At 73.8% G+C, this 26,983-nt stretch carries 19 protein-coding genes; 4 read left to right on the top strand and 15 right to left on the bottom strand.

Annotated features, from left to right (window positions below):
- Positions 1-48: 48 nt before the first annotated feature.
- The 10 genes from fxsT to SYYSPA8_RS17870 form a co-directional block, all read right to left on the bottom strand.
- Positions 49-3,996, bottom strand: a complete 3,948-nt coding sequence (fxsT, locus tag SYYSPA8_RS17915; RefSeq protein ID WP_323448209.1) for an FxSxx-COOH system tetratricopeptide repeat protein — start codon at positions 3,994-3,996, stop codon at positions 49-51.
- Positions 3,980-5,386 (bottom strand): TIR-like protein FxsC, encoded by a 1,407-nt coding sequence (locus tag SYYSPA8_RS17910; RefSeq protein WP_323448208.1) that lies wholly within the window; start codon positions 5,384-5,386, stop codon positions 3,980-3,982. The genes fxsT and SYYSPA8_RS17910 overlap by 17 nt, the downstream gene beginning before the upstream one ends.
- Before the next feature lie 41 nt (positions 5,387-5,427).
- Positions 5,428-6,195: an aminoglycoside N(3)-acetyltransferase gene (locus SYYSPA8_RS17905; RefSeq protein ID WP_323448207.1), complete on the bottom strand. Its 768-nt coding sequence runs from the start codon at positions 6,193-6,195 to the stop codon at positions 5,428-5,430.
- Between the two features lie 199 nt (positions 6,196-6,394).
- On the bottom strand, positions 6,395-8,896 hold the full coding sequence (locus SYYSPA8_RS17900) for an FxsB family cyclophane-forming radical SAM/SPASM peptide maturase (protein WP_323448206.1): 2,502 nt from the start codon (positions 8,894-8,896) through the stop codon (positions 6,395-6,397).
- Between the two features lie 20 nt (positions 8,897-8,916).
- Entirely contained in the window at positions 8,917-9,078 is a 162-nt protein-coding gene (locus SYYSPA8_RS17895) for a hypothetical protein (RefSeq protein WP_323448205.1), read from the bottom strand.
- Between the two features lie 275 nt (positions 9,079-9,353).
- A complete protein-coding gene (locus SYYSPA8_RS17890) occupies positions 9,354-10,214 on the bottom strand; it encodes a S1 family peptidase (RefSeq protein WP_323448505.1) in 861 nt (286 codons plus the stop codon).
- A 412-nt stretch (positions 10,215-10,626) separates the two neighbouring features.
- Positions 10,627-11,442 (bottom strand): DUF1684 domain-containing protein, encoded by an 816-nt coding sequence (locus tag SYYSPA8_RS17885; RefSeq protein ID WP_323448204.1) that lies wholly within the window; start codon positions 11,440-11,442, stop codon positions 10,627-10,629.
- Positions 11,443-11,445: 3 nt separating this feature from the next.
- Positions 11,446-12,654 (bottom strand): LLM class flavin-dependent oxidoreductase, encoded by a 1,209-nt coding sequence (locus SYYSPA8_RS17880; RefSeq protein ID WP_323448203.1) that lies wholly within the window; start codon positions 12,652-12,654, stop codon positions 11,446-11,448.
- Positions 12,651-13,712 (bottom strand): LLM class flavin-dependent oxidoreductase, encoded by a 1,062-nt coding sequence (locus tag SYYSPA8_RS17875; RefSeq protein WP_323448202.1) that lies wholly within the window; start codon positions 13,710-13,712, stop codon positions 12,651-12,653. The genes SYYSPA8_RS17880 and SYYSPA8_RS17875 overlap by 4 nt, the downstream gene beginning before the upstream one ends.
- An 864-nt stretch (positions 13,713-14,576) precedes the next feature.
- Positions 14,577-15,779: a DUF5685 family protein gene (locus SYYSPA8_RS17870; protein ID WP_323448201.1), complete on the bottom strand. Its 1,203-nt coding sequence runs from the start codon at positions 15,777-15,779 to the stop codon at positions 14,577-14,579.
- A 378-nt stretch (positions 15,780-16,157) separates the two neighbouring features.
- Here SYYSPA8_RS17870 and SYYSPA8_RS17865 point away from each other — a divergent pair, with 378 nt between their 5' ends.
- Positions 16,158-16,598 (top strand): cell division protein SepF, encoded by a 441-nt coding sequence (locus SYYSPA8_RS17865; RefSeq protein WP_323448200.1) that lies wholly within the window; start codon positions 16,158-16,160, stop codon positions 16,596-16,598.
- Between the two features lie 84 nt (positions 16,599-16,682).
- Here the strand turns inward: SYYSPA8_RS17865 and SYYSPA8_RS17860 are convergent, their stop codons facing one another.
- Complete coding sequence (locus SYYSPA8_RS17860) at positions 16,683-17,876, bottom strand: acyl-CoA dehydrogenase family protein (RefSeq protein ID WP_323448199.1); 1,194 nt, start codon at positions 17,874-17,876, stop codon at positions 16,683-16,685.
- Positions 17,877-17,969: 93 nt separating this feature from the next.
- Positions 17,970-19,673 (bottom strand): MFS transporter, encoded by a 1,704-nt coding sequence (locus tag SYYSPA8_RS17855; RefSeq protein ID WP_323448198.1) that lies wholly within the window; start codon positions 19,671-19,673, stop codon positions 17,970-17,972.
- A 457-nt stretch (positions 19,674-20,130) separates the two neighbouring features.
- Between SYYSPA8_RS17855 and SYYSPA8_RS17850 the strand changes: the two genes are divergently transcribed.
- Positions 20,131-21,195: a phosphatase PAP2 family protein gene (locus SYYSPA8_RS17850; protein ID WP_323448197.1), complete on the top strand. Its 1,065-nt coding sequence runs from the start codon at positions 20,131-20,133 to the stop codon at positions 21,193-21,195.
- Positions 21,196-21,269: 74 nt separating this feature from the next.
- On the opposite strand, the gene SYYSPA8_RS17845 is transcribed toward SYYSPA8_RS17850, so the two are convergent.
- Positions 21,270-21,485 carry an I78 family peptidase inhibitor gene (locus tag SYYSPA8_RS17845; RefSeq protein ID WP_323448196.1) on the bottom strand — a complete coding sequence of 72 codons (216 nt, stop codon included), beginning with the start codon at positions 21,483-21,485 and terminating at the stop codon, positions 21,270-21,272.
- A gap of 298 nt (positions 21,486-21,783) precedes the next feature.
- Between SYYSPA8_RS17845 and ctaD the strand changes: the two genes are divergently transcribed.
- Complete coding sequence (ctaD, locus tag SYYSPA8_RS17840; protein WP_407706025.1) at positions 21,784-23,502, top strand: aa3-type cytochrome oxidase subunit I; 1,719 nt, start codon at positions 21,784-21,786, stop codon at positions 23,500-23,502.
- Here the strand turns inward: ctaD and SYYSPA8_RS17835 are convergent.
- Positions 23,459-24,418, bottom strand: coding sequence for a helix-turn-helix transcriptional regulator (locus SYYSPA8_RS17835; protein ID WP_323448195.1), 960 nt, complete (start codon positions 24,416-24,418; stop codon positions 23,459-23,461). The two genes, ctaD and SYYSPA8_RS17835, sit on opposite strands and share 44 nt — an antisense overlap.
- Positions 24,419-24,492: 74 nt before the next feature.
- Positions 24,493-25,767, bottom strand: a complete 1,275-nt coding sequence (locus SYYSPA8_RS17830; RefSeq protein ID WP_323448194.1) for a glycosyltransferase — start codon at positions 25,765-25,767, stop codon at positions 24,493-24,495.
- A 293-nt stretch (positions 25,768-26,060) separates the two neighbouring features.
- Here SYYSPA8_RS17830 and SYYSPA8_RS17825 point away from each other — a divergent pair, with 293 nt between their 5' ends.
- Positions 26,061-26,924: a hypothetical protein gene (locus tag SYYSPA8_RS17825; RefSeq protein ID WP_323448193.1), complete on the top strand. Its 864-nt coding sequence runs from the start codon at positions 26,061-26,063 to the stop codon at positions 26,922-26,924.
- The last annotated feature ends 59 nt before the right edge of the window (positions 26,925-26,983 follow it).

The following is a 26,983-nucleotide window of genomic DNA, read 5'->3' as shown; positions in this document are numbered from 1 at the left end:
GGAGGGGACACCCCCGCCGGGCCGGCGGCCGGCCTGCCGGGAAAGGCTTCAGACGGCGAGGGGTTCCAGGTCGCGGTGGACGCGCCGCTCGTCCCGGGCGAGCCGGGTCAGCGCGTGGTCGTCGCCGACCTGCCGGGCCAGTTCCTCGACGGTCTCGGTGCGCAGCCGCGCCGCCTGTGCCGTGCGCCCCAGCCGGCCGAGGGTGACGGCCACGTTCGAGGCGACGCCCAGCACCTCGGGGTGGTGCGGCCCCAGCACCTCGCGCAGCCGGGCCACCGCGTGCTCCTCCAGCTCCAGTGCCTCCTCCAGTTCGCCGAGGTCGGCCCGGGCGTTGGCCAGGTTGATGACGCTGTACAGGTAGTGCGGATGGTCCTCGCCGAGGATGTCCCGCATCCGCTGTCCCACGGCCGACAGGAGCTGTCCGGACGCCTCCAGGTCGCCGCAGCCCCACTGGTAGATGCCGAGGTTGTTGATGGCGGCGAGGGTGTACGGATGCCGCTCGCCGGGGACCAGCGTGTACTGGTCCACGACCTCCTGTGCCAGGTCGCGGGCCGCGCCCGGCTCGCCGGCGGCGAAGAGGTCGGCGGCGAGGTTGAGGTCGCAGGCGAGGGAGTCGGGGTTGGCGGAGCTGTAGCGGGAGCGGTAGCGGTTGCGGGTCGCGGTGGTGAGCCGCCGGGCGTCCTCCAGCCGCCCCGCCCGCCGCAGGGAGACCGCGAGGCTCTTGGCCGCCGCCAGCGTGCCGGGGAAGGTCCGTCCCAGCTGCCGCTTGTACAGCTCGTACGTCCGGCTGAGCAGGACGACGGACTCCTCGTACCGCCCCACTTCGCGCAGGTCGCGGGAGAGGGAGGTCGCGGAGGAGAGCGTGTAGGGGTGGTCGGGGCCGTGGACCTCGGTACGCCGGTCGAAGACGTCCTGGTCGATCTCGCGGGCCCGGGAGTACTGGCCGACCATCCGCAGATTGAGCGCGAGGTTGTTGGCGGCGGCCAGGGTGCGCGGATGGGACTCGTGGAAGATCTGGCTGAAGCCCTCGTGGGCCTCCCTCGCCAGCTCCATGGCCCTGCCGTACTGGCCCAGGGTGCCGAGGTCCATGGCCAGTCCGCTGGTGGTCATGTACGTGTGCGGATGGGTCGCGCCGAGGACCCGCCGCTGGCGCTCCAGGGTCTCCTCGTCCAGCTCCCTGGCCTCCTTGTAGCGGCCCTGGGAGCGGTAGAGGTTGGAGATGTGGAAGCACAGGTACAGGTACTGGAGGTCGTCGGTGCCCAGCATGGTGTGCCAGGTCTCGCGGACATCGTCGGCGATGCCCCGGGCGGTGACCCAGTCGCCGCGCTTCCACAGGTAGCGGACGCGGTCGATGAGGAGCCGGCGGGTCTCGGGCTCGGTGCAGCTGTGCGCCTCCGACGGCGACAGATGCGGCCAGATGGTGGCGAACCGGTCCCAGGTGGCGGGGTTGTCGATGGGTTCGTCGTCGTCGGGGCGGGCGCCCGCGAGGACCCGGTGGACGGCGTGCCGGGCGTCCCGCTGCTCCTTCTCGCTGAGCTGGGCCCGGATCACGGCCTGCACCAGCCGGTGCACCTGGATGCTGTTGTTGACCTGGTCGACCTTGGCGAGGGCGAACCGGCCGATCTCCCGGATCACCCGCCCCAGTACCAGCTTCTCCTGGAGCGAGGCGTCGTACGGCTTGAGCGCGTCGATCATCTCCTTGCTGTAGAGGAGGTTCGCGGAGATCGGCTCGGGGGCGAAGAAGGCGCAGAGCTGGAGCAGGCGTACCGCCGCCGGTGAGCGCTCCTTCAGCTTCTCGATGGAGACGTTCCAGGTGGCGGCGACCGGTTCGGGGTAGCCGGCGGGCTGGTTGAGGGCGAGCACGCTGGTGGCCTGCTCGCGCAGCCGGTCCAGGTACTCGGCGACGGGGGTGGCGGTCTCCGCGATCCAGGCGGCGGCCTGTTCGACGGCAAGCGGCAGGTCGCCGACGGCCAGGGCGACCTGGTCGGCGTCGTCGCCGGTGAGTCCGCGGGCCCGCCGCTGGAGGTGCTCGATGGACTCCTCGCGGGTGAAGACGTCGATGGCGAGGGCGTCGCCGTACTGCGACCAGGTCTGGTTGCGGGAGGTGACCAGGATGTGCCCGGGGCCCTGGGGCGGGAAGAAGCGCTTCAGCTGCTCGGGGTCGTCGGCGTTGTCGAAGACGAGCAGCCAGCGGGCGTGGGGGACGCCGCGCCGCAGCAGGTCGACGGCCTCCTGGGAGGCGGCGGCCATGTCCTCGCCGCCCTGGGCGCCGAGGCGGGCGGCGAGTTCGGCGAGCCCGGCGATGACGTCGTCGGGCTGCTCGGCGGAGATCCACCAGACCAGGTCGTAGTCGGCCATGAAGCGGTGCACGTACTCGATGGCGACCTGGGTCTTGCCGACGCCGCCGAGACCGTAGAGGGTCTGCGGCTGCGGCAGGACGGCGGCCACGGTCATCCCGCCGCCGAGCCGGTCCCGCATCTGCTCCAGGGCGGCGGAGCGGCCGGTGAAGCCGGGGTTGCGGGGCGGCGCGTTCCAGATCTTGGGCACGGTGCCGGGGAAGCGCGGGCCCGGGGCGTGGCTGGTGTCGGTGATCTGTACGGGGCGGTCCAGCGCGCGCAGCAGGGCGCTGGTGGCCTGGACCTCGTCCAGGCGGAAGAGGTCGACGGGGTTGCGGTCGATGTAGGGGGCGGAGAGCCGGACGTCGCCGACCCGGATGGGGAGCAGTTGGTGGCGGGCGCCGGCGGCGTCCTCGGCGAAGGCCCGCTGCCACAGCTCCACCGCGCGGGGCGACTTGAGATAGGCGCTGGAGAGCAGGACGACGGTTCGGGTGGCGTTCTGGGTGGTGTACTCGGATCCGGGGCCGGTTCCGGGCGGGGCGGAGACGTCCCGGGGCACGACCCGGAATCCGGCCTGGGTGAGCAGGGACTCGATCCAGTCGGCCCACATCCGGTTCTCGGCGACATAGCTGAGGAAGAGGTCGGCGGGGAGGGCGGGCCGGCGCCGGGTGAAGGCGTCCTTGATCCGCAGCCTGATCTCGTCGCCGATCGGGGGCATGGCGGTGATCCGCTGCTCGGTGACGACGGCGGTGAGCCGTTCGAAGGCGGAGAGCAGGGAGTTGGTGAGCCCGGTCTCGTCGCCGAAGGTGGCGAGGGTCTCCTCGTAGGCGTAGTAGGGGCGGTACGGGATCTCCACCGCGCCCCAGTAGGAGGTGAGTTCGTCGCCGGCCAGGCCGGTGGGGAAGCGGTCGAACTTCACCCGGGCCAGGGCCCGGCCGGCGTCCGCCTTCTCCTTCTCGCCCTCGTCGATGCGCATGGGGACCGGGTAGATCCGGATGCCACGGCCGCCGTAGCGCTCGTCGATCTGGCGGGCGACGGCGGCGGCGCCGTCGATGGACTGGTCGCTGAGGGTGAAGCAGTCGACCAGGATGTCGGGCAGATGGACGGTGCAGATGTCGGCGATGTCGCTGAGGCCGGTACGGCTGTCGATGAGGACGTAGTCGTAGTTGGCCTTCATGTCGTCGCGGAGCGCGTCGAAGAAGAGTCCGCCGCCGAGCCGGTCGTAGAAGTTGTCCCAGTCGAACGTGGAGACGGTGGCGGAGTACTCGCGGTTCTGCCGGCCGGCCGAGACGAAGTCGAGGGTGCCTCCGCCGGGGAACTCCCACCCCAGTCTCTCCGGCGCGAGGGAGACGGCGTGCGGCTGGATACGCGCGTAGTCCACGTGCCAGTCGTCCCGGCGCCCGGTGTCGGGGGTGATGGCGGCCCAGGCGTACTCGGTGATCAGGTCGATCACCCCGGTGGTGGCGCCGAGCGTGGCCGGGTCGAGGAAGGGGTGGAAGAAGCGGTGCAGCCCCGGGGCCTCCAGGTCCCAGTCGACCGCGAGGACCCGCCGGCCGTTGGCCGCCAGGATCCAGGCCGTGTTGGCGAGGGCCATCGTGCGACCGGTGCCGCCCTTGTACGAGTAGAAGGTGACGATGCGTCCGTCACGACCGGCTGTCATCCGTGTCCTCCGCATCGGGGGGTGTGCCGCGCGTGCCGGCGGCGTGGGTGGGGCCGGGGCCGGCCATGGGGCCGGCGAGCCGGGTCCGTACGGGACGGGTGGCCCCGGGCGGCGGGCTGGGTGCGAAGGCCGTGGCGTGCCGCAGGTACTCCTGGGCGGCGGCCTCCACGACCTGGGGCAGGATCTGCCCGAAGTGCTCCATGCTGAGGACGCCGCGGGCGGCGGCGCGGCAGGCGGCCCGGCCCTGGCTCATCTGGTGCGGCATGGTCCGCTCCAGCTTCTCGACGAGCTGGGCCTCGGATATCCGGCTCTGCGGGTCCTCCCGGTTCCAGGCCACGACCACGCCGACCCAGGGCCGGGGCGTGGCGTCGAGGGCGGCGAGCCGGGCGCAGCGCTCGTCGTCCTGGAGGGCCCACCGGTCCACGAACAGGATCTCGGGCCGGCTGGGCGGCAGACCCGCCTCGGGCGGCGCCTCGTGGTCGAAGGAGGAGACGGTGGCCTGGTAGTCGAGCGAGCGGACCAGGTCCTGGGCGACATAGGCGAGCGGGCGGGCCGAGTCGGGGTGGTACGGGTTCCAGTCCTGGGACTGCTTGCCGTAGTAGTCGGGGGCCCGGCCCTCGGGGAGGTCGTGGCGGGTGGGTGCCGCTATCGTCAGATGCATCGGGCGGGGTCCCGTGGTGGTCCTGCCGAAGGCGCTGGGCGCGTGCCCGTAGTCGACCGGGCTGCCGGGGGCGACCCGGGTGGTGTCGGCGACGCTGACGATCCGCTTGGCCAGTTCATAGACGGCGGCCTCGTACTCCTCGGCGAAGATCCGGAGCTTGATGAGGCCGTAGAGGCCGTCGGTGACATAGCGGTCGCCGAAGGCGCGGTGGTTGAACTGGAGCCGCGCGGCCGGTCCCGGCAGCTGCTCCGGCGGCATCGGCACCCACAGGGCGGGCACGATCGCCTCGGCGGAACGGTTGTGCTTGGCACGGTGGTATATCGCCCGCTGGGCGAAGGCGTACCACTCCTTGCCGCACGCCTCGCTGGCGAAGTAGCGCGGGGAGAAGAGCGGGACGAAGACCCGGCAGCCGGCGAGCATTTCGCCGAGCCGTTCCGACCAGCCCTCGCCGGAGCGGATCTCCCGGTCCATGAATCCGGCCGGGGCCCCGGCCGGAAGGTCGGTCATGGCCATCACATGGCCGCAGAGATCCCTGAACAGCCGCTCCACCCACATGTCCGGATCGGGGCCGCCGCCCCCGTACCTCGGCGTGTGGGCGTAACTCAGGAAAAAGTACGGCCGGTGGTCCGGCGCACGCTGCGCTGAATCCGACACACGACCCCCGTCCTGTGTGAACACCCGCCCCCGCACCCCCGTGTCACCGGAGGGGAGTACGAGTGATGCCGTCATTCTGGAGCCCGGCACTCACCAAACCCCCGCTGTTCGGTCGTTCAGTGCCGTTTTTCGGTCATCCACTCCACCGCGTGATCGACGGCTTCCCTGATCGGGAAGATGCGCGCCGCCCGTTCTCCCAGGTGTCCCGTGCGTTCCATTCCCCAGGTGAACGAGGCACCGATCGCGCCGAAGTCGCTGTCGTCGAGATGAATGTCCTCGTACTCCGTCCATTTCTTACCCCCGCCGGGCCGGGGAACTACACAACGGTACGTTCGAAGCGGTGCGTTGACCCGGTATTCCGCGAGATGGAACGCGGTGCAGACCTCGAATCCCACATTGATCAGCAGAACGTGCGCCGAGGCGCGGTAGAGCGCGCCGAGCGGGGATGCCTCCCCCAGATGGCAGTCGGGCGCATGGTCGGCGAGGTATTCCGCCGCACGCGCCCCGAGCGCGGCGAACGAGGTCTGCGGATGGCCGGAGCGGACCGCTCCGGGGGCGGTGCGGACGGCCTCGGAGAGCCGGCCCATGCCCTGCCCGGGGGTGGTGGACGGGTCGAAGGCGGGCATGGACCGGCGAAAGGCCCGCTCCTGGCGAGGGGTCAGGCCGGCGACGAGGGCACGGTACGCGCCGGAGGTGTCGGAGTTGGCGGGGGTGAAGGCGGGGACGACGAGGGTGCCGGCGGGGCCGAGGATGTCGGTGAGGGCGTCCCGGAGCACCTCGGCGTCGAGTCCGGTGCCCCGCAGGGAGGCGTGCACGAGCAGGGTCGCGCCCTCCGGCACGCCGAGCGCGCGGAGTGAACGCGCCAGGCGTACGCGGTCGCGCAACGGCTCATCGGCCGTGCTTCCCCTTGGCCGGATGCGGTCCCCCGAACGGGTGAACCGGCCCGGTCGGAGGGAGGGGGAGCCGACGGCGGGCGGGGTGCCGCGTCCGGTACGGGTCCCCGGCGGGGGCGGCCCGCCGGGGGCGGCGGGGCGAGCCGGGCGACAGGCCGGCCCGCGCGGCGGGCGGCGGGGCGGGTCCGGCTCAGCCATGGCCGCGTGCCCCGGTGCCGGAGCCCTCCGGGGCACGGGCGGCGGGGGCGGTGGCGGGGGCGGGCGCGGATGCTGCGGGCGTCCCCGGAACGCCGACGGGGACCGGTTCTCCGCCCTGCCCCGACCGGCCGTCCCCGTCGTCCCCGGGGGCGGGCACCCGCCCGTCCAGGTCGGCGCGGAGCCCCGCCACGAACCGCCGTCCGGCGACGGACAGTTCCGGCGCCTGGTCGAGCAGGTCCAGCGCGGCGCGTGCCACAGCGGCCTGCCGGGGGTCGAGAGCCACGACGGCCACCCGTTCCGCCGCGCCCGCGAGCAGCGCGGAGACCGGGATCTCCCCCTCCGCCCACGGGGCCGGGTGCCGCCACCAGCCGTCGCGGGCGTACAGGTCGCACACGTCCGCCAGCGCGTCCAGCCGGGCCCGCGCCGCGCCGCGCAGCAGCAGGACGGCGAGTTCCCCGGGGGTGTCCGGCAGCGCGATCCCCAGCGCCCCGGGGCCCGCCCCGGGCCGGGGGTTCGCCCTCGGTTCCGCGTCCGCTGCGGCGTCCGGTCCCGTCCCCGGTGCGGTGGCGTCCAGCGGGGTGAGGGTGGTCAGTCCCGCGACGGGCCCGGCGGCCCCCTGGGGATCGGCCCTCCGCAGCAGCGCCAGGGCGGCGGTCAGCCGGGTGTCCCAGAGCGCGGCCTCGGCGTCGGTGAGCCGCCGCCGGGCCGGGCCCGCGTGGCAGTCGCGGCAGGGGTCCAGATCGTCCAGGTGCAGCGCGGGCGTCCCGTCCCGGCCGCCGACGGCCCGGACCGGCCACCAGTCATCGGCAGCGCGCGCGTCCCCGGTCGCGTTCCCGTTCACCTTCCCGGCCGCGGGCCCGTTCACTGTCCTGTTCGCGTCCCCGGTCGCGTTCCCGTCCGTCAGGGGCACCCAGCGGTCCGGCCGGCCGGCGGCGGTGACCGAGAAGCCGCCGTCCCCGGCCCGCACCACGGCCTCGCCGCACTCCCCCGGGCCGCCGAGCATCAGCCGCCCGAGCCCCGGCAGATCGAGCGCGCCGTCCTCGTACCGCACCCGGACGGGTGTGGGGTCACCGGCGCGGACCAGGGCGGCGGCGAGCCGGGCCGCGAGCCCCAGGGCCCCGGCGACGGCGCCCGGCCGGTCCTCGGCGAGCGCCGTGAGCGTACGGCGCAGCCAGGTGTGGGTGTACGGGTGGGCGCAGACCGCGTCCAGGGGCCCGCCGGCGGTGTCCACGGCGAGGGCGAGGGCCCAGGCGCGCTCCCACTCGGGCCCGCCGCGCCCGTCGAGTTCGCGGTGGAGCAGGGCGAGCAGGGTGCGCGTCAGCTCCCGGTGGTCGGCGCGGAGCGCGTCCGGGTCGGTGACGGCGGCGGGCACCAGCCGGGGCGCGGCGCGGTGCTCGATGCCCCGGATCAGGGCCTCCAGGTCGGAGCAGTACACCGAGGTGTGGTCGAAGCCGTGGGCGGCGCCGTAGCGGTGGGTGTAGAGGCCGCCGCCGCAGGAGCGGACCACGGGGCAGCGGCGGCAGACGGCGCTGACGCCGTCGAGACCGCGCTGCCGTGCCTGCACCCCGGGGTGCGAGGCCACCAGGTCGAAGGGGTGGGTGAAGACGTCGAACCCGGTGGCGGCGGCGCCGTCGTAGGCGCTCTTGAGGGAGTCGACCTGTTCGAGGGTGCCGTCGGTCTCCACGACCACGAGGTCGCTGGGGGCGAGTCCCAGGGATTCGGTGAGGCTGGGGCCTCCGGCGAGGGTGGAGAGGACGGAGTCGAAGAGCCGTACGGGGACGGGGCGCCCCGCCGCGTCCCAGCGGTCGTAGACGGCGAGCAGCCAGTCGGCGTGGGCGGTGGCGGACCCGCCCGGGCGCACCGGCGGGTTGTCCCAGGTGGCGTGCGGGAGGAGGAAGTCGACGCGCGGCGGGTCCAGCGCGGCCAGCGCGTCGTAGACGGCGACGGGGTCGTTGGCGACGTCGACGGTGCACAGGAGGCCGAGGTAGAGGTGGCGCCAGCGCTCCTCGCGCAGCAGCGACACGGCGCGCAGGACGAGGGGGTGGCTGGTGCGTCCGTCGGCGAAGCGGCGGTGCCGGTCGTTGGCGGCGCGGTCCCCGTCGAGGGAAATGCCGACCCGGACGCCGAACGCGTCGAAGAGTTCGAGATAGCGGGGGCCGAGTTGTAGTCCATTGGTGTGGATCCGCAGATCCAGTGCGGCCACCCCGTCGAGTGCGGCGGTGAGTTCCTCGCAGACCTTCCGCAATCGGCCGGGGCCCGCCAGCAGTGGCTCCCCTCCGTGCAGGATCACCGACACGGAGGGCAGTGCATGGCTCTTGGCATGCTCGGCCAGTCGCAGAGCGGTCCAGGTAATCGCCTCGTCGGTGATGGCCCTGGGACGGTTACGCCAACTGTGGTCGGCGTGCTCGTAGATATAGCAGTGGTCGCATGCGAGATCGCATCTGCTGTGAACCTTCAGCACGATCTCCCGGAATGGGACCAGGGGTCCTTTCATTCCGTCAGTCTAGGGGCGGTTCAGAGTGCGGAGTTGAACGTGGACACGCGTCGGCCCTCAAGACCCGTGGGCAGGACGCGGGCGAGCTTCTCGGCGGCTTCTCCGGTACGGACGTCGAGCCGGTCGAGGGGGACCCGGTTCTGGTCCACAGCGGTGAAGGGAGTGGTGTTCTGCGTGTTCATGGGACCGTCCTTGTCGGTGATTCCCTCACTGTTCGCCACGCACCATTGCGTGCGATGGCGGCGGCACGACTTTACTCTCAGGCCCACTCCCCCCGCCGCAGCGAACGGGCACGGCATCCGGTGATTTCCGTGGTTCCCGGCAATCCCGCAGGCCGGAGCGGAGCGCGGATACACGTGAGTGCGGAACAAATAGTTCCGTCCAAAGAGTGACGGGAGAACCGGAAACTGCCGAACCGGTTCGCCGGACGGGAACGTCCCTCGTACGCGGGACGAGGTCAGTAGATGCTGACGCCGAGAGCGGCGAGCGCCGGGCCGATCCGCTGGAAGTAGGTCACGCCGCCGGTGACGCAGTTGCCGCTGCCGCCGGAGGCGAGGCCGAGGGCGAGCGGACCGGAGTAGAGCGGTGCGCCGCTGTCCCCGGGCTGGGAGCAGATATCGGTGCGGACCAGGCCGTGGACGATCGCTCCCTGGCCGTAGTTCACCGTGACGTTGAGGGCGGTGACCGTGCCGTTGGAGATCCCGCTGACGGCGCCGCGCCGGGCGACGGGCATCCCGACGGCGGGGTTCCCCGGCCCGGTGATGTCCACGGCGCCGACCGTGCCGGGGCTGGGCACCGCCGGGTTGGCGTAGTGGATGAGTCCGTAGTCGGAGCCCGGGTAGGAGGTGGCGACGACCGGGCCGATGGGTACGGTGAGCCCGCTGTCGGCGTACCAGGTGATGGTGCCGAAGGTGCAGTGGCCGGCCGTGAGGATGTACCGCTGGGTCGCGTTGCGGACGTTGAATCCGGCGGTGCAGGTCTTGCCGACGGTGTAGATGCGGTCCCCGCCGCTGATCAGCTCGGTGAGGACCCCGGGGACGCGCTCGATGCGCAGGACACCGGCGTGCGCCCCGGCGGCCGCTCTGATCCTGGCGATCTCCGCTGCGGTGACGGTGGTGTCGGCGGTGACGACCACGCGGCCGGCGGCGGTGTACCAGGCGGTGCCCGCCACATCGGCGGCGCCGACGGCGGCGCTCACGGCGGCGAGGCCGGCGGGGGTGGGTGCTACGCGCGCGGTGGCGGTGGCGGGGACGGTCAGCGCGGTGACGGCGAGCAGGCCGGTGGCCACCGCCCCGGGGCGCCGCCAGCGCCGGGTGATCCGGCGGAGCCGCCCGGTGCCGCGGAGATGGAGGGGACGGAAGAGGGCGCCGAGGCGGCGCGGGGAACGGCCGGCGGGGCCGTCCGGCGCGGGCTCGGAGGCCGGGACGGAATCGGAATCGCGATCGGGGTCGGGGGCGGCATCGGGGTCGGGGATCGATAAGGGGGCGGTGCGCTCGGTCCTCACGTGGCATTCCTCCCGTGGGTCCAGGGGCCCACGGTGGCGTCCGGGGCCGGTGCGGCGCGTCAGCCGGCACGATGCCGTTCCCGGCCGGTCCGTGTCCCTGACAAGCGCCGTTCGGGAGTATTCGGCCGGTCGGGGCGGCCCCGCAAGAGGGCGTCCGGCGGGGCACGCGCGCGCCGGCCCCGGTCCCCCGGCCGGCAGCACGCCGGCCGGGGCCGCGTCGGGGAGATCAGCCCGGCAGCAGGGCGCGCTCCCCCGTGGGCACGCCGAACGCGAGGGTGTTCCCGGGCGGCGGGAACGGGCAGATGAAGTGGTCCGCGAAGGCGCACGGCGGCAGCAGCGCCCGGTTGAAGTCGACGGTCACCGTGCCGTCCGCCGCCGGGGCCGGGGGCCGCAGGAAGCGGAAGCGGTAGCTGCCGTTCCCGCTGGTGGCGTCGGCGAAGACGGCCCACAGCGAGCCGTCGTCCTCGACGGCGACCCGCAGGGTGTGCTCCGCCCCGCCGTGGGTGAAGGCGATCTCACCGGCGAGCCCCAGCCCGCGTTCCTGTCCGTCGGCGTTCTCCACCCGGACGCTGCGGTGCTCGGGATACGGCCGGTACTGCCCCGGCAGCACCCACGCGGGGTCGTACGCGCCGATCCCGATCCCGGGGAACGCGGTACGCGCCGGGGCACCGGGGTCGAAGTCGCGTACGGCCCACTGTCCTTCGCGCCGCAGCACCACCAGCCGCCGGTCGCCGTGCGCGAGGGGCGACTGCGGTACGGGCCCGTGGTGCGCGGTGAGCCGTACCGCTCCGTCGACGGGGGTGCCGTCGAGGGTGAGGCCGTCCCCGGCGGCGGCGGTGAGGACGACCTCGTCGCCGTCCTCGCGCCACTCTCCCGGGATCCCCTCGATCCGGCCGCCGGGGTGGTCCGCCAGCCAGTGGGTCCCGGTGAGGGAGAGCGGTCCGTACGGGGCGGTCAGGGTCCGCGCCCGCCGCTCCCGCCAGGTCAGCCACTCCTGGGGCGGTTCTGCTTCGTCGGCTGTGCGCCGTGCGTCCGTGCTCATGTGTCAACCCTTCCACACCGGTTCGGGGAGTCCGAGGTGGGACCGGAGCGTGGCCCCCTCGTACGCGGTGCGGAACAGCCCGCGCTCCTGGAGCAGCGGCACCACCCGGTCCACGAACTCGTCGAGTCCGCCGTGGGCGGGGTGCGGTACAAGGACGAAACCGTCGGCCGCGCGCTCCCGCAGATAGCTCTCCATCCGCGCCGCGACCGCCGCCGCGGTGCCGGTGAACGACGGGTGCTCCGGTTCGGGGGCCGGCCCTCCGGCCCGCAGGGGGGTCCGGCGGCGGGCGGGGACCCGGCGCGGGCCGGAGGGGACGGCCAGGGGCCCGGGCACCGCCCCGTCCCGCTCGCGCGGGGAACCCCGGCGGGCGGGGACCGGCGGATACGGCAGGGTCCGCGGCCGGCGCAGCCCGGCGGCCCGTTCCTCCGCGTCGGCGGCGCTGTCGCCGAGGACGACGGTCACCTCCGGCATGACCGCGAGATCGGCGGGGCGGCGGCCGTGGGCGGCGAGCCGGGCCCCGACGGCGGTGGTCAGGGCGCGGCCGGCGGCGGGCCCCCGGTGCCGGCTCAGCAGGACGTCGGCGGTGCGGGCGGCGAGGTCGCGGCCCCGGGCCGAGTCCCCGGCCGTCAGGACGGCGACGATGGGGGGCCGGCCCTGCGGACAGCGGGGCACGGTGAACTCGCCCTCGACGGTGAAGTACCGGCCGTGGTGGGCGACGGGCCGGGGCGGGCCGCCGGGCGGCCAGGAGTCCCACAGCGCGCGGACGGCCCGCACGGACTCCGCCGCCCGCCGGTACCGTTCGGCGCGGTCCGCGCCCCGGCGGGGCGGGCGCTGCCCGGGGACGTCCCGGGGCGCCAGGGCCCAGCCGGCCCGCCCGCCGCTGAGGTGGTCCAGGGAGGCCACGGCGCGCGCGATGTCGTACGGCCCGGTGGCGCCCGGGTCGACGGCGGCGGCGAGGCCGATCCGGTCGGTGACGGCGGCCAGCGCGCCCAGCGCGGTCAGCGGCTCGGGGCAGCCGGGCGCGGGGGCGGCGCAGTCGGCGAAGTCCGTGGCGGCACCGGTGGTTCCGGCGTCCCCCACCAGCAGCAGGAAGTCGAAGAGTCCGCGTTCGGCGGTCCGGGCGAGCTGTTCGACCTGGGAGAAGGCCGTGCCGGTACGGCCGGGGGCGCCCGTGAGGCGGACGGCGAGCCGCAGCCGCCGCGCGGCGGTCACCGGGCCGTCCCGGCGGCCACCGGGGCGCGGCCGCGCGCGGGCCGGGGCAGCCCCAGGTGTTCCCGCAGGGTGCCGCCGGGGAGGAAGGAACGGAAGAGGCTGCGGTGCTGGAGCAGCGCGACGGTGCCGTTGACCACGCGTTCCAGATCGCGGTGGGGGTCGAGCGGGACGAGATGACAGCCGTCGACGGCGCCGTCCCGGTGCCAGCGGGCGATCAGCTCGGCGAGTTCGACCGGTCCGCCGCTGAAGTGCGCGGCGCGGGCGGCGGAGCGCCGGGGGTCCAGGGAGCCGGGCCGGGGTTCGCCGCCGCCGAGGTCGACGGAGAGCGAGAGCAGCACCCGCAGGGCGGCGGGGTCCCGGCCCAGCTCGCGGGCCTCCCGCAGCACGGTCGCCCGCCGCTCGGCCGCCTCGTCGGGGGTGCGGGCGCGGATCAGGACGACATCGGCGTGGCGGGCGGCGAGGCGACGGCCCGGCTCCCGGGCGCCGGTGAGGTCGACGACGACGGGGGGCCGGCCCTGGGGCGGCCTGGGCGCGGCCCGGCCGGTGCGGGGCCCCGGCACCCGGCCGGGTGACCCGGCGCCGTCGGCCCCGGCGCCGTCGACGGCGCCCCCGGTGCGGCCGTCCCAGACGTCGGTGCGGCCGTCCCAGACGTCGGTGACGACCCGGACGGTCCTCTCGGCGTCGCGCCACCGCTCCGGGGCGGGGGCCGCGTGGTGTCCGTAGAGCCGGGCGCCGGCCTCGGTCGCGGACACGCCCACCGCCCAGCCGGCCCGGCCCTGGCTCACCCAGTCGAGGGTGGCGAGAGCGGCGGCGAGCCGGTGGGGGTCGGTGTGGGTGGTGGTGACGGTCGGCACCAGGCCGATGCGGCGGGTGAGGGGGGCGATACGGGAGAGCACGGAGAGGGCTTCGGGCCCGGGGCGGGTGTAGGGGTCCCCGAGGGTGACGAAGTCGAGGGCGCCGTGTTCGGCGAGGGCGACGAGACCGGCGTAGTGCGCGGCGTCGAACCGCGCGGGGCCGTCCAGGGCGACGGCGAGATGCAAGGGGCGGATGGGGGCCATGACGGCAACTGCCTTTCCGGATGGTCGGGTCCAGGGCGGGCGGGGCGGGCCGGCGGGGGCGCACGGCTCTCCCGAACCACCGAACGGACGCTCCGAACCACCGAACGGACGCTCCGGGGCGCCGGTTCGGCGCACGGCGGCGTCACGGCCCCGGGCCGGGGGAACCCCGGGGGTCCGCAAGGGCTGCCGATGGGCACGACCATGTGAAGGCTCCGTGGATACGGGATCGGACACGGCCGCCTTCACCAGGGCACCGGTGGGTGATGCCGGTGCGTCGCGCAGGAGGAACGCGCCCCTCAGCACGGTCCCCGCCCCGAGGCTAGGCGGTGCGCACGGAACGCTGTCAAGGATGTCCATACTGTGGTCACGCCGTCCGGGCGCGGTTGACGCGGCATCGGATGCCTGTTCCACTGGGACCATGTCGTCACAGCGTCGGCTGGTCAAGCGCTCCCACATCGACCTCGGTCGCGTGTGGTCCGCCTCCTGTTGACCCGGCCCGCCGCTGCCGCCGCAGTGGCCCCGCCCACCGCGACCGGCGGCCTTCGCTGACGGATCCCCCGGATCCGCGCACCCGCCGGTCCACCGGCCCGCCCACGGCACCACCTCACCCCGCGCCGCGCACCCCTCGCTTCCCCCTCCCCTCTTCCGGCTTCCCCCGCACCACGGGACCGTCCGTACCGCGGACGGCCCGCACGGCCTGCCCGACGGATCCACCCGCGACCGCGTGCCCCGGCCCCGCTCCTTCCCCCGGGGCCGGGGCGAGGAGCGGGGCCGCGGCCGCGCGGGACGACCCCTCCCTTCCGGTCAGCTCGGGTCAGCTCGGGCCAGCTCGGGCCAGCTCGGGCCAGCTCGGGTCAGCTCGGGTCAGCTGCAACCGCAGTCGCAGTTGCAGCCGCAGTCGCCGCAACAGCCGTCCTTGCCACCGCCGCTGCCCCCGCCGCCGTGGCCGCTGTTGCCGCCACCGCAGTCGCACGTGCTGGCCGGACAGTCGCACCGGTAGCAGCAGCCCTCGCGCCGCTTGCGCGACCAAGGGCTCTCGTACTCATGGCAGCAGCACATCTGACCGCTGCAGAAGACCCAGGTGAAGGCGGCGCAGCCGGGGAGGAACCCCCGGGGCTCGGGGGGCGGCGGGACGGGGGTGCCGGGCTTCGCGCTCCCCGGTTCCCGGGTGCCGGGCGCCGCCCCGGTCGCGGCCGCCGTGTGCGTACAGCCCGTGTCGTTGAACGCGCGGCGCACGGAGACGGCCGGTTCATGGGCGAGGAGGGCGTGGACGAGTGCGTCGTCGGTGAAGTCGGCGTCGCGCAGGGCGAGCCGGATGCCGTGGACGGCGTCGTCGGCGAGCCGGCGGGCCTCCTCGCGGGAGGTGCCGGTGGCGGTCAGCGGGTTCCAGGCGCCGGCCGCGGCGTCGGCGGTCTGGTCCTCGACCGCGTCCAGGAGGTGGGCGAGCCGGCCGAAGAGGCGGCCCGCCTCGGCCAGCGGGGCCGCGTTCTGCGGACGTCCGGCGAGGTGGGCGGTGTGGGCGAAGGCGGCGGCGGTCGCGGTCTCGGTGGGTTCGGTGACCGTCAGCAGCGGGGTGCCGGGCCCGGCGAGGGTCTCGATGCTTGACTGCCGTCCGACGGCGTCGAGCAGGACGGCGCTGTCGAAGCCCACGCTCGCGCCGGTGCGCGCCCCGGCCCGCGCCCAGCGGTCGGCGACCCGGCGGGCGGCGGCGGCCACCGGGCGGCGGGCCAGGAGGCCGTCGCGGTCGGTGACATGGTCGCGGACCTTCGCGGAGGCCAGCACCAGCGACACCGCCGCCGCGAGCCGGGCGCCCTCGCCCCGGGCGACGGGCGCGGTGCGCATGGCCCGCAGCGGGCAGGGCCCGGCGGTGCGCCGGTGGCCCGGTTCGCGTACGGACTGAGCCTCCGTCAGCACCGAGATGATCAGGCCGTCGTAGTTGGTGGCGACCCGGGCGAACTGCCCGTGGTCGGCGCGGAGCGCCAGACACAGCCCGCAGAGATGGGCCATCCACTCCGTCTTCAGGCCCTCTGTGAGCCGATGTGCGCAGGGCCGGACGATTCCGAACACCGTATTCCCCCCGTATTCCCCCGGTGTGTCCGATCTCCCCCGGCGGACGCCCCGCGCGCCCCCCTGGACGGCCCGGGACGACCGTGGCCATCATGGCGGGCCCGGGTCGATCAGCTGTGCGGCAGGCATCGTAACGGGCGGAACGCCCGGCTGTACCCCCTCACCTCACCCATCCGGGCCGACTTTCATATTTTGTGCGGATCATCATCGGTAAAGTGGAAGGAAGCTGACGAAGCACCACATCTTCTGCACCAGTCCCGTCACGAAAAACCTGCGCGGCGGCTATCCACTTGGCGCGCGATCCGCATGATGGACGACGATAGGGACAGGAAAGACGAAAGACCGCTCGTGAGCGGACCGCAGTGGAAGGAGGCGTCCATGGGATCTGTGCGCAAGGCGAGCGCATGGCTGGGTCTCGTCGACAACGACGAGCGCTACTACGCCGACGAGTACGCCGAGTACGCCGAGAGCGCGGAGACCGGTGACGCCTGGGTCACCGACCCCCGGGTCAAGGTGGCAGACGACTCCGCGCAGGAGGAGGGCCGCCGGATCGCGACCGTGACCCCGACCTGCTTCCGGGACGCCCGGGGCATCGGCGAGCTCTTCCGGGAGGGCATCCCGGTCATCGTCAACCTCACCTCGCTGGAGTCGGCCGACGCCAAGCGCGTGGTGGACTTCGCCGCCGGCCTCACCTTCGGACTGCGCGGTTCCATCGAGCGGGTGGCCACCCGGGTCTTCCTGCTGAGCCCGGCGAACACCCAGGTCGTGGGCCAGGAGAACGCCGGCCGTGCCCGCGACGGCTTCTACAACCAGAGCTGATCGGGCGCGCTCCCGAGCCCCAGCCGTCCGCTTTCCGGTCCCGCCCACCCGGCTCCCGCCCCGCGGGACCCACCCCGCGCGAGGTCACCGGAAGGCGTCCAGGCCGGTGAGCGCCTTCCCCAGCACCAGCTGGTGCATCTCGACCGTACCCTCGTAGGTCAGCACCGACTCCAGATTCGTCGCGTGCCGCATCACGGGGTACTCCAGGGAGATCCCGTTCGCGCCCAGCACGGTGCGCGCCGTACGGCAGATCCCGATCGCTTCCCGGACGTTGTTCAGCTTGCCGAAGCTGACCTGTTCCGGCAGGAGCCGGCCCGCGTCCATCCGGACCCCGAGATGGTGGGCGAGCAGAATCCCCTTGTGCAGTTCGACCGCCATGTCGGCGAGCTTCGCCTGCGTGAGCTGGAACCCCCCGATGGGCCGCCCGAACTGCTCCCGGGTGCGCGCGTACTCCAGCGCGGTGGCGAAGCAGCTGCGCGCGGCGCCCATCGCGCCCCAGACGATGCCGTAGCGGGCGTGCGAGAGACAGCTCAGCGGAGCGCGCAGCCCCTGCGCGCCGGGGAGGGCCGCCTCGGCGGGCAGCCGGACCCCGTCGAGGACCAGTTCGCTGGTGACGCTGGCCCGCAGGGACCACTTGTGCCGGATGTCGGCCGCCGAGAAACCGGGGGTGTCGGTGGGGACGGCGAAGCCCCGCACGCCCTCGTCGGTCCGCGCCCAGACGACGGCGACGCCCGCGACCGAGCCATTGGTGATCCACATCTTGCGGCCCGTCAGCACCCAGTCGGAGCCGTCCCGGCGGGCGTACGTGCGCATGCCGCCCGGGTCGGAGCCGTGGTCCGGCTCGGTGAGGGCGAAGCAGCCGATGACCTCGCCCGCCGCCATCGCGGGCAGCCACCGCCGCTGCTGCTCCTCGGACCCGTACCGGTGGATCGCGTACATGGCCAGCGAGCCCTGGACGGAGACGAGCGAGCGGATCCCGGAGTCGGCGGCCTCCAGCTCCAGGCAGACCAGGCCGTACTGGACCTGGGTGGCGCCCGCGCAGCCGTGGCCGGTGAGGGACATCCCCAGCGCCCCGAGGCCGCCCAGCTCACGGGCCAGCTCGCGCAGGACGGGCAGCTCGCCCCGCTCGTACCAGTCCGCGATGTACGGCTCGACCCGCTCATCCGCCCAGGCGCGCACGGCGTCGCGGAAGGCGCGGTCCTCGCCGGTGAGCAGGTCGTCGATGCCCAGGGGGTCCAGCGGCTCGAAGCGGGCGGGCTTGAGGGGCTCTGCGAACACGGGTGGCCTCCGCGGTCGTACGGCGTCGTACGGCGTTGTGCCGCGACCCGGGCCCGCGGCCGCGGTCGTGGTCGCGGGGGCCGACGTTACGGCTCAGCGCGCCGCGCGTCCAGACCCGCCCGCCTCGGCCGGGGCGCACCGCGCGGGGCCGCCCACCTCGGTGGACTCCCGGCTCCCGGGCAGGGCCGCGCGGCGCGGACCGGGGTGGTCCGGGACGGCTGCGGGCGCGGGCACCCCGTCGGCGATGTCGCTCTCCGGAGGGCCGCCGTCGGCCCGGCTGGGCAGCCGCAGCGCGGCGAGCGCCCCGAGCAGCAGCAGCCCGGCGCTCACCAGCAGGGTGACATGGAGTCCGGTGACGAAGGAGTGGCGGGCCGTCTCGCGCAGGAGTTCCCCCGCGCCGCCGCCGAGCCCGTCGGAGATCTGGTACGCCTCCCCGAGCGAGTGGGCGGCGGAGGCGCTCGCCGTGTCGGGCACCCCGGCGAGCCCGTCGAAGGCGGGGGCGTAGGCCGCGTTCATGACACTGCCGAGGAGGGCGATGCCCATGCCGGCGCCGAGCTGGTACGAGGTCTCCCCGATGGCGGCGGCGCCGCCCGCGTGGGCCGCCGGGGCCTCGCTGAGCATCGACTCGTACGCCGCGAACAGCGTGGTCTGGAGTCCGAAGCCGAGCAGGACGAATCCGGTGGTGAGCAGCGCGGGCCGGTCCTGCTCGCCCATCGCGGTGAGCAGCAGGACGGCGGCGGCGGTCAGGACGAAGCCCCAGCCGACCATCCGCCGGGGTCCGATCCGGCACAGGGTGTACGAGCCGGTGGCGCCGGCGGCCATCGCGGCGAAGGTGAGCGGCAGCAGCCGCAGGCCGGTCTCCATCGGGCCGAGCCCGAGGATCAGCTGGAGGTACTGGACGGCGATCAGCTGGAGGCCGACCAGGGCCAGCATGGCGAGGACGATGCAGCCGACGGAGGTGGAGAAGGCGGGGGCGGCGAACATCCGCATGTCGATGAGGGGCTGCGGGCGGGCCTTCTGCCGGCGGACGAAGAGGAGGATCAGCGCGAGACCGGCGAGGAGCGGTGCGGCGGTCGGGAGGTCGAGGAGGGAGTGGCCGACGCCGATCCGCTTGATCCCGAGGACCGTGCCGAGGATGCCGCCGGCGGCCATCAGCGCGCCGAGCACGTCCCAGGGGCCGTCGAGACCGCCCCGGGACTCGGGCAGCAGCCAGCGTCCGAGCGGCAGGATCACCGCCATCAGCGGAATGTTGATCAGAAAGACGGAGCCCCAGGCGAAGTGCTCGACGAGGAAGCCGCCGAGGACGGGTCCGGTGGCCGCGCCGACGGCGGCGACGGCGGTCCAGATGCCGATGGCCATGGCCCGCTCGCGCCGCTCGGGGAAGACCGCGCGCAGGATGGAGAGGGTGGCCGGCATGATCATCGCGCCGCCGACGCCCAGCAGGGCGCGGGCCACGATCAGGGTCTCGGGGGTACGGGAGAACGCGGCCATGGCGGAGGCGGCGCCGAAGATGGCGTACCCGATGAGGAGCACCCGGCGGCGGCCGACCCGGTCGCCGAGGGTGCCGAAGAGGATCAGCAGCGCGGCGCAGATCAGCGGATAGGCGTCGACGATCCACAGCAGCTCGACACCGCTGGGGCGCAGGTCCTCGGTGACGGCGGGGACGGCGACGTGCAGCACGGTGGCATCGACCGCGACCAGCAGCAGGCTGACGCAGAGGACGAGGAGAACGACCCAGCGGTCCTTGCCGCCGCCCGCCGCGCGCAGTCGTGCCGCGGCCGTGGTCGTCCCTGACATGCACTTACCTCCAGTGATCCCCTCGCGCTCGGCGGGCCAGCCGGGGACTGGCCTCACGGGCGGTCCGGCATCGACGGGCGAGTGAGCCGTCAGATTACGCGAGTTCCCCGCCCGCCCGCGTGGTCCAGCTCTCACAGGTTCCCCGCTCGGACTGTGGTGTACGCCACGCGTGTTCCGGGCGGTAAGGGGCAAGGTGCCCGTGATGTACCGCGGGCTTCACCGCCGCCGGACCCGTCAAACGTGAGAAAGAATTCATACGGCCGGGTGGAGAACGTCAATTCGCTGCTTCGAAAGGCGCTTTCCGGCATGCGGTCTCGCCAATACGCCGCAGGGTCTCCGGGATTTCCGAGTTGGCCCCGAATAATCCACCTGGCTGAGACATACTCCACATCACATGGTCATCACAAAGCGGCGGGATCGCCCGGGTCGCACACTCACTCCCTGTAACGTCGATTGGGTGCGTACCGACATCTTTGCCCGCTTGGACCGAGAGCCGGAACCGCCGAAGATAGAGATCCCGCGGATGAGCCGGACGCGGCTCGCCCTCTTCGGCGGGACGTCCGTGTTCTATCTCGCCATCGTCGTCGCCGTGCTGGCCTCGACCTGGCTGGTACTGCTCGACTGGAAGGTCATGCTCTTCCGGCCGTACCAGCAGTGGCCTGAGTGGCACGCGTTCCTGGACTCCTTCGTGGTGCTCGGCCAGCGCGGCCCCACCGCCGTGATGGTCGCCGCCTGGCTGGGCTGGCGCTCCTGGCGGCAGCACACCGTGCGGCCCCTGCTGGTGCTGGGCGTCTCCCTGCTGCTGCTCAACGCGACCGTGGGCGCCGTCAAGATCGGCCTGGGCCGGCTCGGCCCCCATTACGGGACGCAGATCGGTTCGGCCGAGCTGTTCGCGGGCGGGGATATATTTCCCTCCGGCCACACCGCCAACGCGGTGGTGACGTGGGGCATCCTGGCCTACCTCGCCACCACCCCCATCACCCGGCGCTATCTGTCGGCGCTCTCCGCGACGGTCTCGCTCGGGGTCGGGCTCACCACGGTCTATCTGGGTACGCACTGGCTGAGCGACGTCCTCCTCGGCTGGGCGGCGGGGCTGCTGATCCTGCTGGCGCTGCCCTGGTGCGAGCCGCTGATCGGCCGCGCCGAGGTGTGGCTGCTGGCCCGGCGGGACCGGGTGCGCGAGCGGTGGCGGGCCCGGCGGCGGCACTCCCCCTCCCTGCCGGTGGCGGCGGGCGGGCCCCGGCCGGCCCTGGTCGCCCAGCGCGTCCGCCCGGACGGCGCCCCGATCACGACGCCGGCGGCGACAGCGGCACCGGCGCGCGAGACGGTCGGCGCGGTGGGCACACGGTCCGGCGCCGCCCAGGCCGGGTCCGCCGGGTCCGGTTCCGCGGGTGCGAGACCCGGGGCCGGGGACCGGCTCTCCCAGACGATCCCGCAGCCCGCGCGCGTGGAGCGGTCCGCGGTCGCCCAGGCCGGCGCGACGCCCGCGCCCGCCTCGCGGCGGCCGTCGGCGGGCGGCTGACCCCCGTACCGGAAGAAGCAGACCGAAGGCCCCGGCCGTGGCGAACACGGCCGGGGCCTTCGGCGTACTCAGGGTCAGCCGGCCCAGCAGCGGACGACGGTGCCGCCCTCCACCTCCAGGTTCAGCCGGCCCTCCCGGTACTCCATGGTGATGATCGCCCCGGGCGGGAGCGAGCGGACGGTCCGCCAGCCGTGCTCCCGGGCCCGCCGCTCGGCGCTCTCGGCGGTGAGGCCGACATAGGCCGCGGGAGCTTCGTCAGGGTGCCCCGGCGGGGGAGGTATGGGTGCCATGACTCCACCGTAGGCGGCAGCGGACGGTGACGGAAGCGGACGGGTGCGTCCCGTCCCTGCAGTCACATCCCTCAGGGGTCACACTTCTGTCACAGGTCCGTCCACCCCTCGGGACGGCTGTCATGTCACCCGAACGAGCACTTCGACACCCGCCGTACGGTAATTCCGTGACGTCCCCTGATCATGCAGAATTCCCGGTTGTCATGAGCGGACGATCAGCGGAGGACGAATTGGCGGACCTTTCGACGGGCCGCTCGCCGAACGCTGTGGAATTCCCGGGCCGGAGCGGGCTCCCCGAGTGAGCGGAACAGAGACCCCGGCCCCGCCCGAGGAGCGGACCGCGACGGGCGGACCCCGCCTCGCCCGGGTACTGGTGCCCTGGCTGACCACCACCGATCACAAGAAGATCGGACATCTCTATCTGATCACCTCCTTCTGCTTCTTTCTCGCCGCCGGACTGCTGGCGCTGCTGATGCGGGCCGAGCTGGCCCGCCCCGGACTCCAGCTGATCGACAACGAGCGGTTCAACCAGGCGTTCACCCTGCACGGCACGATCATGCTGCTGCTCTTCGCCACCCCCGCGTTCGCGGGCTTCGCCAACGAGATCATGCCGCTCCAGATCGGCTCCCCCGATGTCGCCTTCCCCCGGCTGAACGCGCTCTCGTACTGGCTCTACCTCTTCGGCGGGCTGATCGTGCTGGGCTCGCTGCTCACCCCGGCGGGCGCCGCGTCCTTCGGCTGGTTCGCGTACGCCCCGCTCAACTCGATGGAGCACTCACCGAGCGTGGGCGCCGATATGTGGATCATGGGGCTCGCGCTCGCCGGCTTCGGCACGATCCTGGGCGCGGTCAACTTCATCACCACGATCGTCGGCATGCGGGCCCCGGGGATGACGATGTTCCGGCTGCCGGTCTTCACCTGGAACGTGCTCTTCACCTCGATCCTGGTGCTCTTCGCCTTCCCGGTGCTGGCGGCGTCCCTGCTGGTCCTGGAGGCGGACCGGAGGCTGGGTGCGCTGGTCTTCGACCCCGCCAACGGCGGCGCGCTGCTGTGGCAGCACCTCTTCTGGTTCTTCGGCCATCCCGAGGTCTACATCATCGCGCTGCCGTTCTTCGGGATCGTCACGGAGATCCTGCCGGTCTTCGCCCGCAAGCCGATCTTCGGCTATCTGACGCTGGTGGGCGCGACGATGGCCATCACCGGGCTCTCCGTCGTCGTCTGGGCGCACCACATGTTCGCCACCGGGGCGGTGCTGCTGCCGTTCTTCTCGTTCATGTCGTTCCTGATCGCGGTGCCGACCGGGGTGAAGTTCTTCAACTGGTCGGGGACCCTGCTGCGGGGCTCGCTCTCCTTCGAGACCCCGATGCTGTGGTCCGTCGGCTTTCTGGTGTCGTTCCTCTTCGGCGGGCTGACCGGGGTGATCCTGGCCTCGCCGCCGCTCGACTTCCCCGTGACGGACTCGTACTTCGTGGTGGGCCACTTCCACTACGTCGTCTTCGGGACGGTGGTCTTCGCGACCTTCGCCGGCTTCCACTTCTGGTGGCCGAAGTTCACCGGCCGGATGCTGGACGAACGGCTCGGCAAGATCCACTTCTGGACGCTCTTCGTGGGCTTCCACACCACGTTCCTGGTGCAGCACTGGCTGGGCGCGGAGGGGATGCCCCGGCGGTACGCGGACTATCTCGCGGCCGACGGCTTCACGGCGCTCAACACCGTCTCCACCATCGGCTCGTTCCTGCTGGGCCTGTCGACGCTGCCGTTCCTCTACAACGTGTGGCGGACGGCGAAGTACGGCACGCGGGTGACCGTGGACGATCCCTGGGGGTACGGGCGGTCCCTGGAGTGGGCGACGTCCTGTCCGCCGCCGCGGCACAACTTCACCACCCTGCCCCGGATCCGCTCGGAGTCCCCCGCCTTTGATCTGCACCACCCCGAGTACGCCGCGCTGACCGGGGGCACCCCGGTGGGGCCCGTCACTCCCCCAGCGCCCGCGAGAGAAGGTCCCGGGCGGCCCTGAGGCGCTCGGTCAGCTCCGGCGGCTCGACGACCTCGAAGTCCACGCCCATCAGCAGCACATGGATGACGAGCACATCGAGGCCGCCGGCGCCGGTGCGCAGCAGACAGGAGCCCTCGCCCTCCGGCTCCAGCGTCCCGTCCGACGGACCGACCACCCGGGCCGCCTCCTCGGCGGGGACCAGGAGACGGATCACCGCCCGCTCGGCGTACGCGGCGGTGGAGACGCCCCGGGACACGTATTCCGCCAGGTCGCCGGCGGGCGGGGTGCGCGGGGTGAAGCGGGGGCCGTGCGGCGGGGTGGGGGTGATCCGGTCCGCCCGGAAGGTCCGCCACGCGGCGCGCTCGGTGTCCCACGCCACCAGGTACCAGCGGCGTTCGGTGCAGACCAGCCGGTGCGGCTCCACGATCCTGCGGCTCTCGGCGCCCGCGTGGTCGCGGTAGCGAAAACGCAGCCGCTCGGCGTCGCGGCAGGCGTGGGCCAGCTCGGTCAGGACCGCGAGGTCGACCCGGGCCGTGGGGGCCCGGAGCATGGGGACGGTGACGGCGTTGATGGCGGCGACCCGCCGCCGCAGCCGGTCCGGGAGCACCTGCTCCAGCTTGGCGAGCGCGCGGACGCAGGTCTCGCCGATGCCCTCCACGCCCTGCCCGGCGGCGGTCTGGAGCCCCACGGCGACGGCCACCGCCTCCTCGTCGTCCAGGAGCAGCGGGGGCAGCCGGGCCCCCGCGCCCAGCCGGTAGCCGCCGCCGGTGCCCGGACTGGCGTGGACCGGATAGCCCAGCTCCCGCAGCCGCTCCACGTCGCGGCGGACCGTCCGCGCCGTCACCCCGAGCCGTTCGGCCAGGTCGGCGCCCGGCCAGTCGCGGTGGGCCTGGAGCAGCGAGAGCAGGCGCAGCAGCCGTGCGGAGGTTTCCAGCATGGCGCCAGTCTCGCAGCCGCCGCGGACAGAGCCTGTCCGCGACGGCCCGGATCGATCGGGGACGGCCCGGGGTGTCAGCGCCGGCGCAGCAGGGCCGCCGCGCGGTAGCGCGCGGCGTAGAGGCCGTCGAAGACCGCGCCCTGGGCCCGGAAGAGGGCGTCGCGCGCGGAGCTGCGGGAGGCGCCGTCGCCGGAGCGGGCGGCGGCGAGTTCGGTGAACAGGGCCTCGTGCCGCAGGGCGATGGTCGCGGGGTCGAAGCGCTCGGCCGACACGAGGGCGGCACGGCCGGCGCGGCGCCGGGCCTCGTCGTCGCCGATCAGGTCGAGCAGGGCCTTGGCGATGGCGTCGATGTCCCCGACGGGCACCAGCCGCCCGTCGACACCGTCCTCGATGATCTCGCGCGGGCCGTGCGGGCAGTCGGTGGAGACCACCGGCAGGCCGCAGCGCATGGCCTCCACGATCGTCATCCCGAAGGACTCGCGCGCGGAGGTGACCGCCGCGACGGAGCCCTTGACCCACTCCTTCTCCAGCGGGTCGGCGTTGCCCATCAGGGTGACGGAGTCCTTCAGGCCCAGCTTCTCGATCTGGGCGGCCAGCTGCTCGCGCTCGTTGCCGGTCTTGTCGCCGCTGCCGTAGATCCGCAGCCGCCAGTCGGGGCGGGCGGCGGCCACCTGCGCGAAGGCGGCGACGAGGTCGTCGTACCGCTTGACGCGGGTGAGCCGGCCGGCGGCGACGACGTACTTCGCGCTGCCGTCGGCGGGTTCGACCGAGGGGGCGGGCACGCTGTTGGGCACGGCGTCGATCCGCAGTCCGGGCAGGCCCAGCCCCCGGTAGGCGCGGGCGTCCGCCTCGGTGACCGTGGTGAGGGCGTCGAGCAGCGGATAGCGGTAGCCGATCTCGCGGCGCAGCCGGTAGCCGTGGCTGTCCAGGGTCAGATGCTCCTGGCCGACGCGGAGCGGCCCCGGGCGGGTCTGCCGGGCGATGTGGACATTGAGTCCGGGCCGGGTGCCGATGACGACGTCGGCCTCGACGGCGGCCAGATGCGCGGCGATCCGTTCGTCGGTGAGCCGGCTGTACTGCTTGTGCCGTCCGTCGCCGCGCGGGAAGACCTTCGCGGGGCGGCTGTAGTCGGGGTGGTCGGCGTCGTATCCGGGGCTGTTCTTGCGGAGGTCGACCAGGTGCCTCAGGACGACGCCGTCGGGCGCCCCCATGATCGGGGCCTCGCGGTGGCGGAAGACCGAGACGATCTCGACATCGTGGCGTTCGGCCAGCACCCGGGCGAGGTTGAAGGTCGTACGGATCGTGCCACCGATCCCGTAGGCGTTGTGGATCAGAAAGGAGATGCGCATGGTCGGTGGCGTCCGTTTCCCCCGGGAGCGTTCTACGTGGTCAGCACCGGACCTTACGCCCCCGGGGAGGGCGGCCCGTCCCCGGGGGCGCACGGTCGGGACCGGGTGCGGACCCACCGGCGGTTCACCTGCGCACTCCCGGCGCGCGGCAGCGGATTTCGGCCACGCTCCGCGTCGCGCGCGCGGCGGTTCGATTCCGTTCCCCTCCGGGCGTGACTCCCGCAACGGAAACCCGTTGAACCCTGGAGGAGCCGGGAGCCGCCCGGCACGAGAACGAGTCCGAGGAGCCACCCGTGCCGCGCATGCTCGACGTCAGCGAGGACGTACGCGCCGAGATCGGTGATCAGGAAGCCGACCGGCTGCTCGCCGGCGAGTCCGCCCCGAGCAGCTATGACTGCACCTCCTGCCGGACCCCGGGGGACATCGGGCAGGAGCGCACCAGCACGGTGCTGTTCGTCGGTGAGGAGACGGCCGTTCTCGCCTTCGCGCACGCCGGCTGCATCCCCTCCCAGGTGGTCCGGGTCGCCGAGGCCCAGCTCCAGGGGGCGGTGCGGTCCATCACCGGCGAACGCCCGGCGGCGGCCCCCGCCCCGGCCCCGGCTCCCGCTCCCGCTCCGGCCGCGGCGCCCGTCGCCGCTCCCCCGCCGGTGCCAGCCCCGGAGCCCGCGCCCGGGCAGGCGGTCCTCGGGATCACCAGCGGACTGATCCTGGTCCAGGGCGAGCTGCACCCCGCCCTGGTGGTCGAGCCGACCGGGCCGATCGCCCGTCCCGGCACCGGCGGCAGCGGCGGCGATGTGTTCCTGCCCCTCCTCATCGAGCAGGGCTTCGCCCCGGTCCACGACGTGAATCAGCCACCCGTACCGCTCTCCGGCTGGTCGGTGCTGCTGGCGATGGGGCAGCTGCACGCGGTGCTCCAGCCGGGACCGGCGGGGGGCAGCCCCGTCGCCTGGTGGCAGGCGCACCAGCCGCTCCAGGTCACCGAGGACTGGCGGACCACCGCCAACAAGACCCACACGGTGCTGGTGTACGCGGCGCCGTCCGGTTCGATCGGCCAGCAGCCGCGCGAGGACCTGATGCGGGACGCCCTGGAGAAGGCGGCCGCCGGGGGCCGGCTGGTGGCCGCCGCGATGCCGCTGGCGGGCACCGGCTCCTCCTGAGCCGCCGCCCTCGGGCGTACGCCGGGGGCCCCTGCCGCCTCCGGCCGGGACGCAACGCT

Source organism: Streptomyces yaizuensis (assembly GCF_034961445.1).
GTDB classification, from domain to species: domain Bacteria; phylum Actinomycetota; class Actinomycetes; order Streptomycetales; family Streptomycetaceae; genus Streptomyces; species Streptomyces yaizuensis.
The sequence above is the reverse complement of the archived record's forward strand: the minus strand, read 5'-3'. Positions and strand labels throughout refer to the sequence as shown.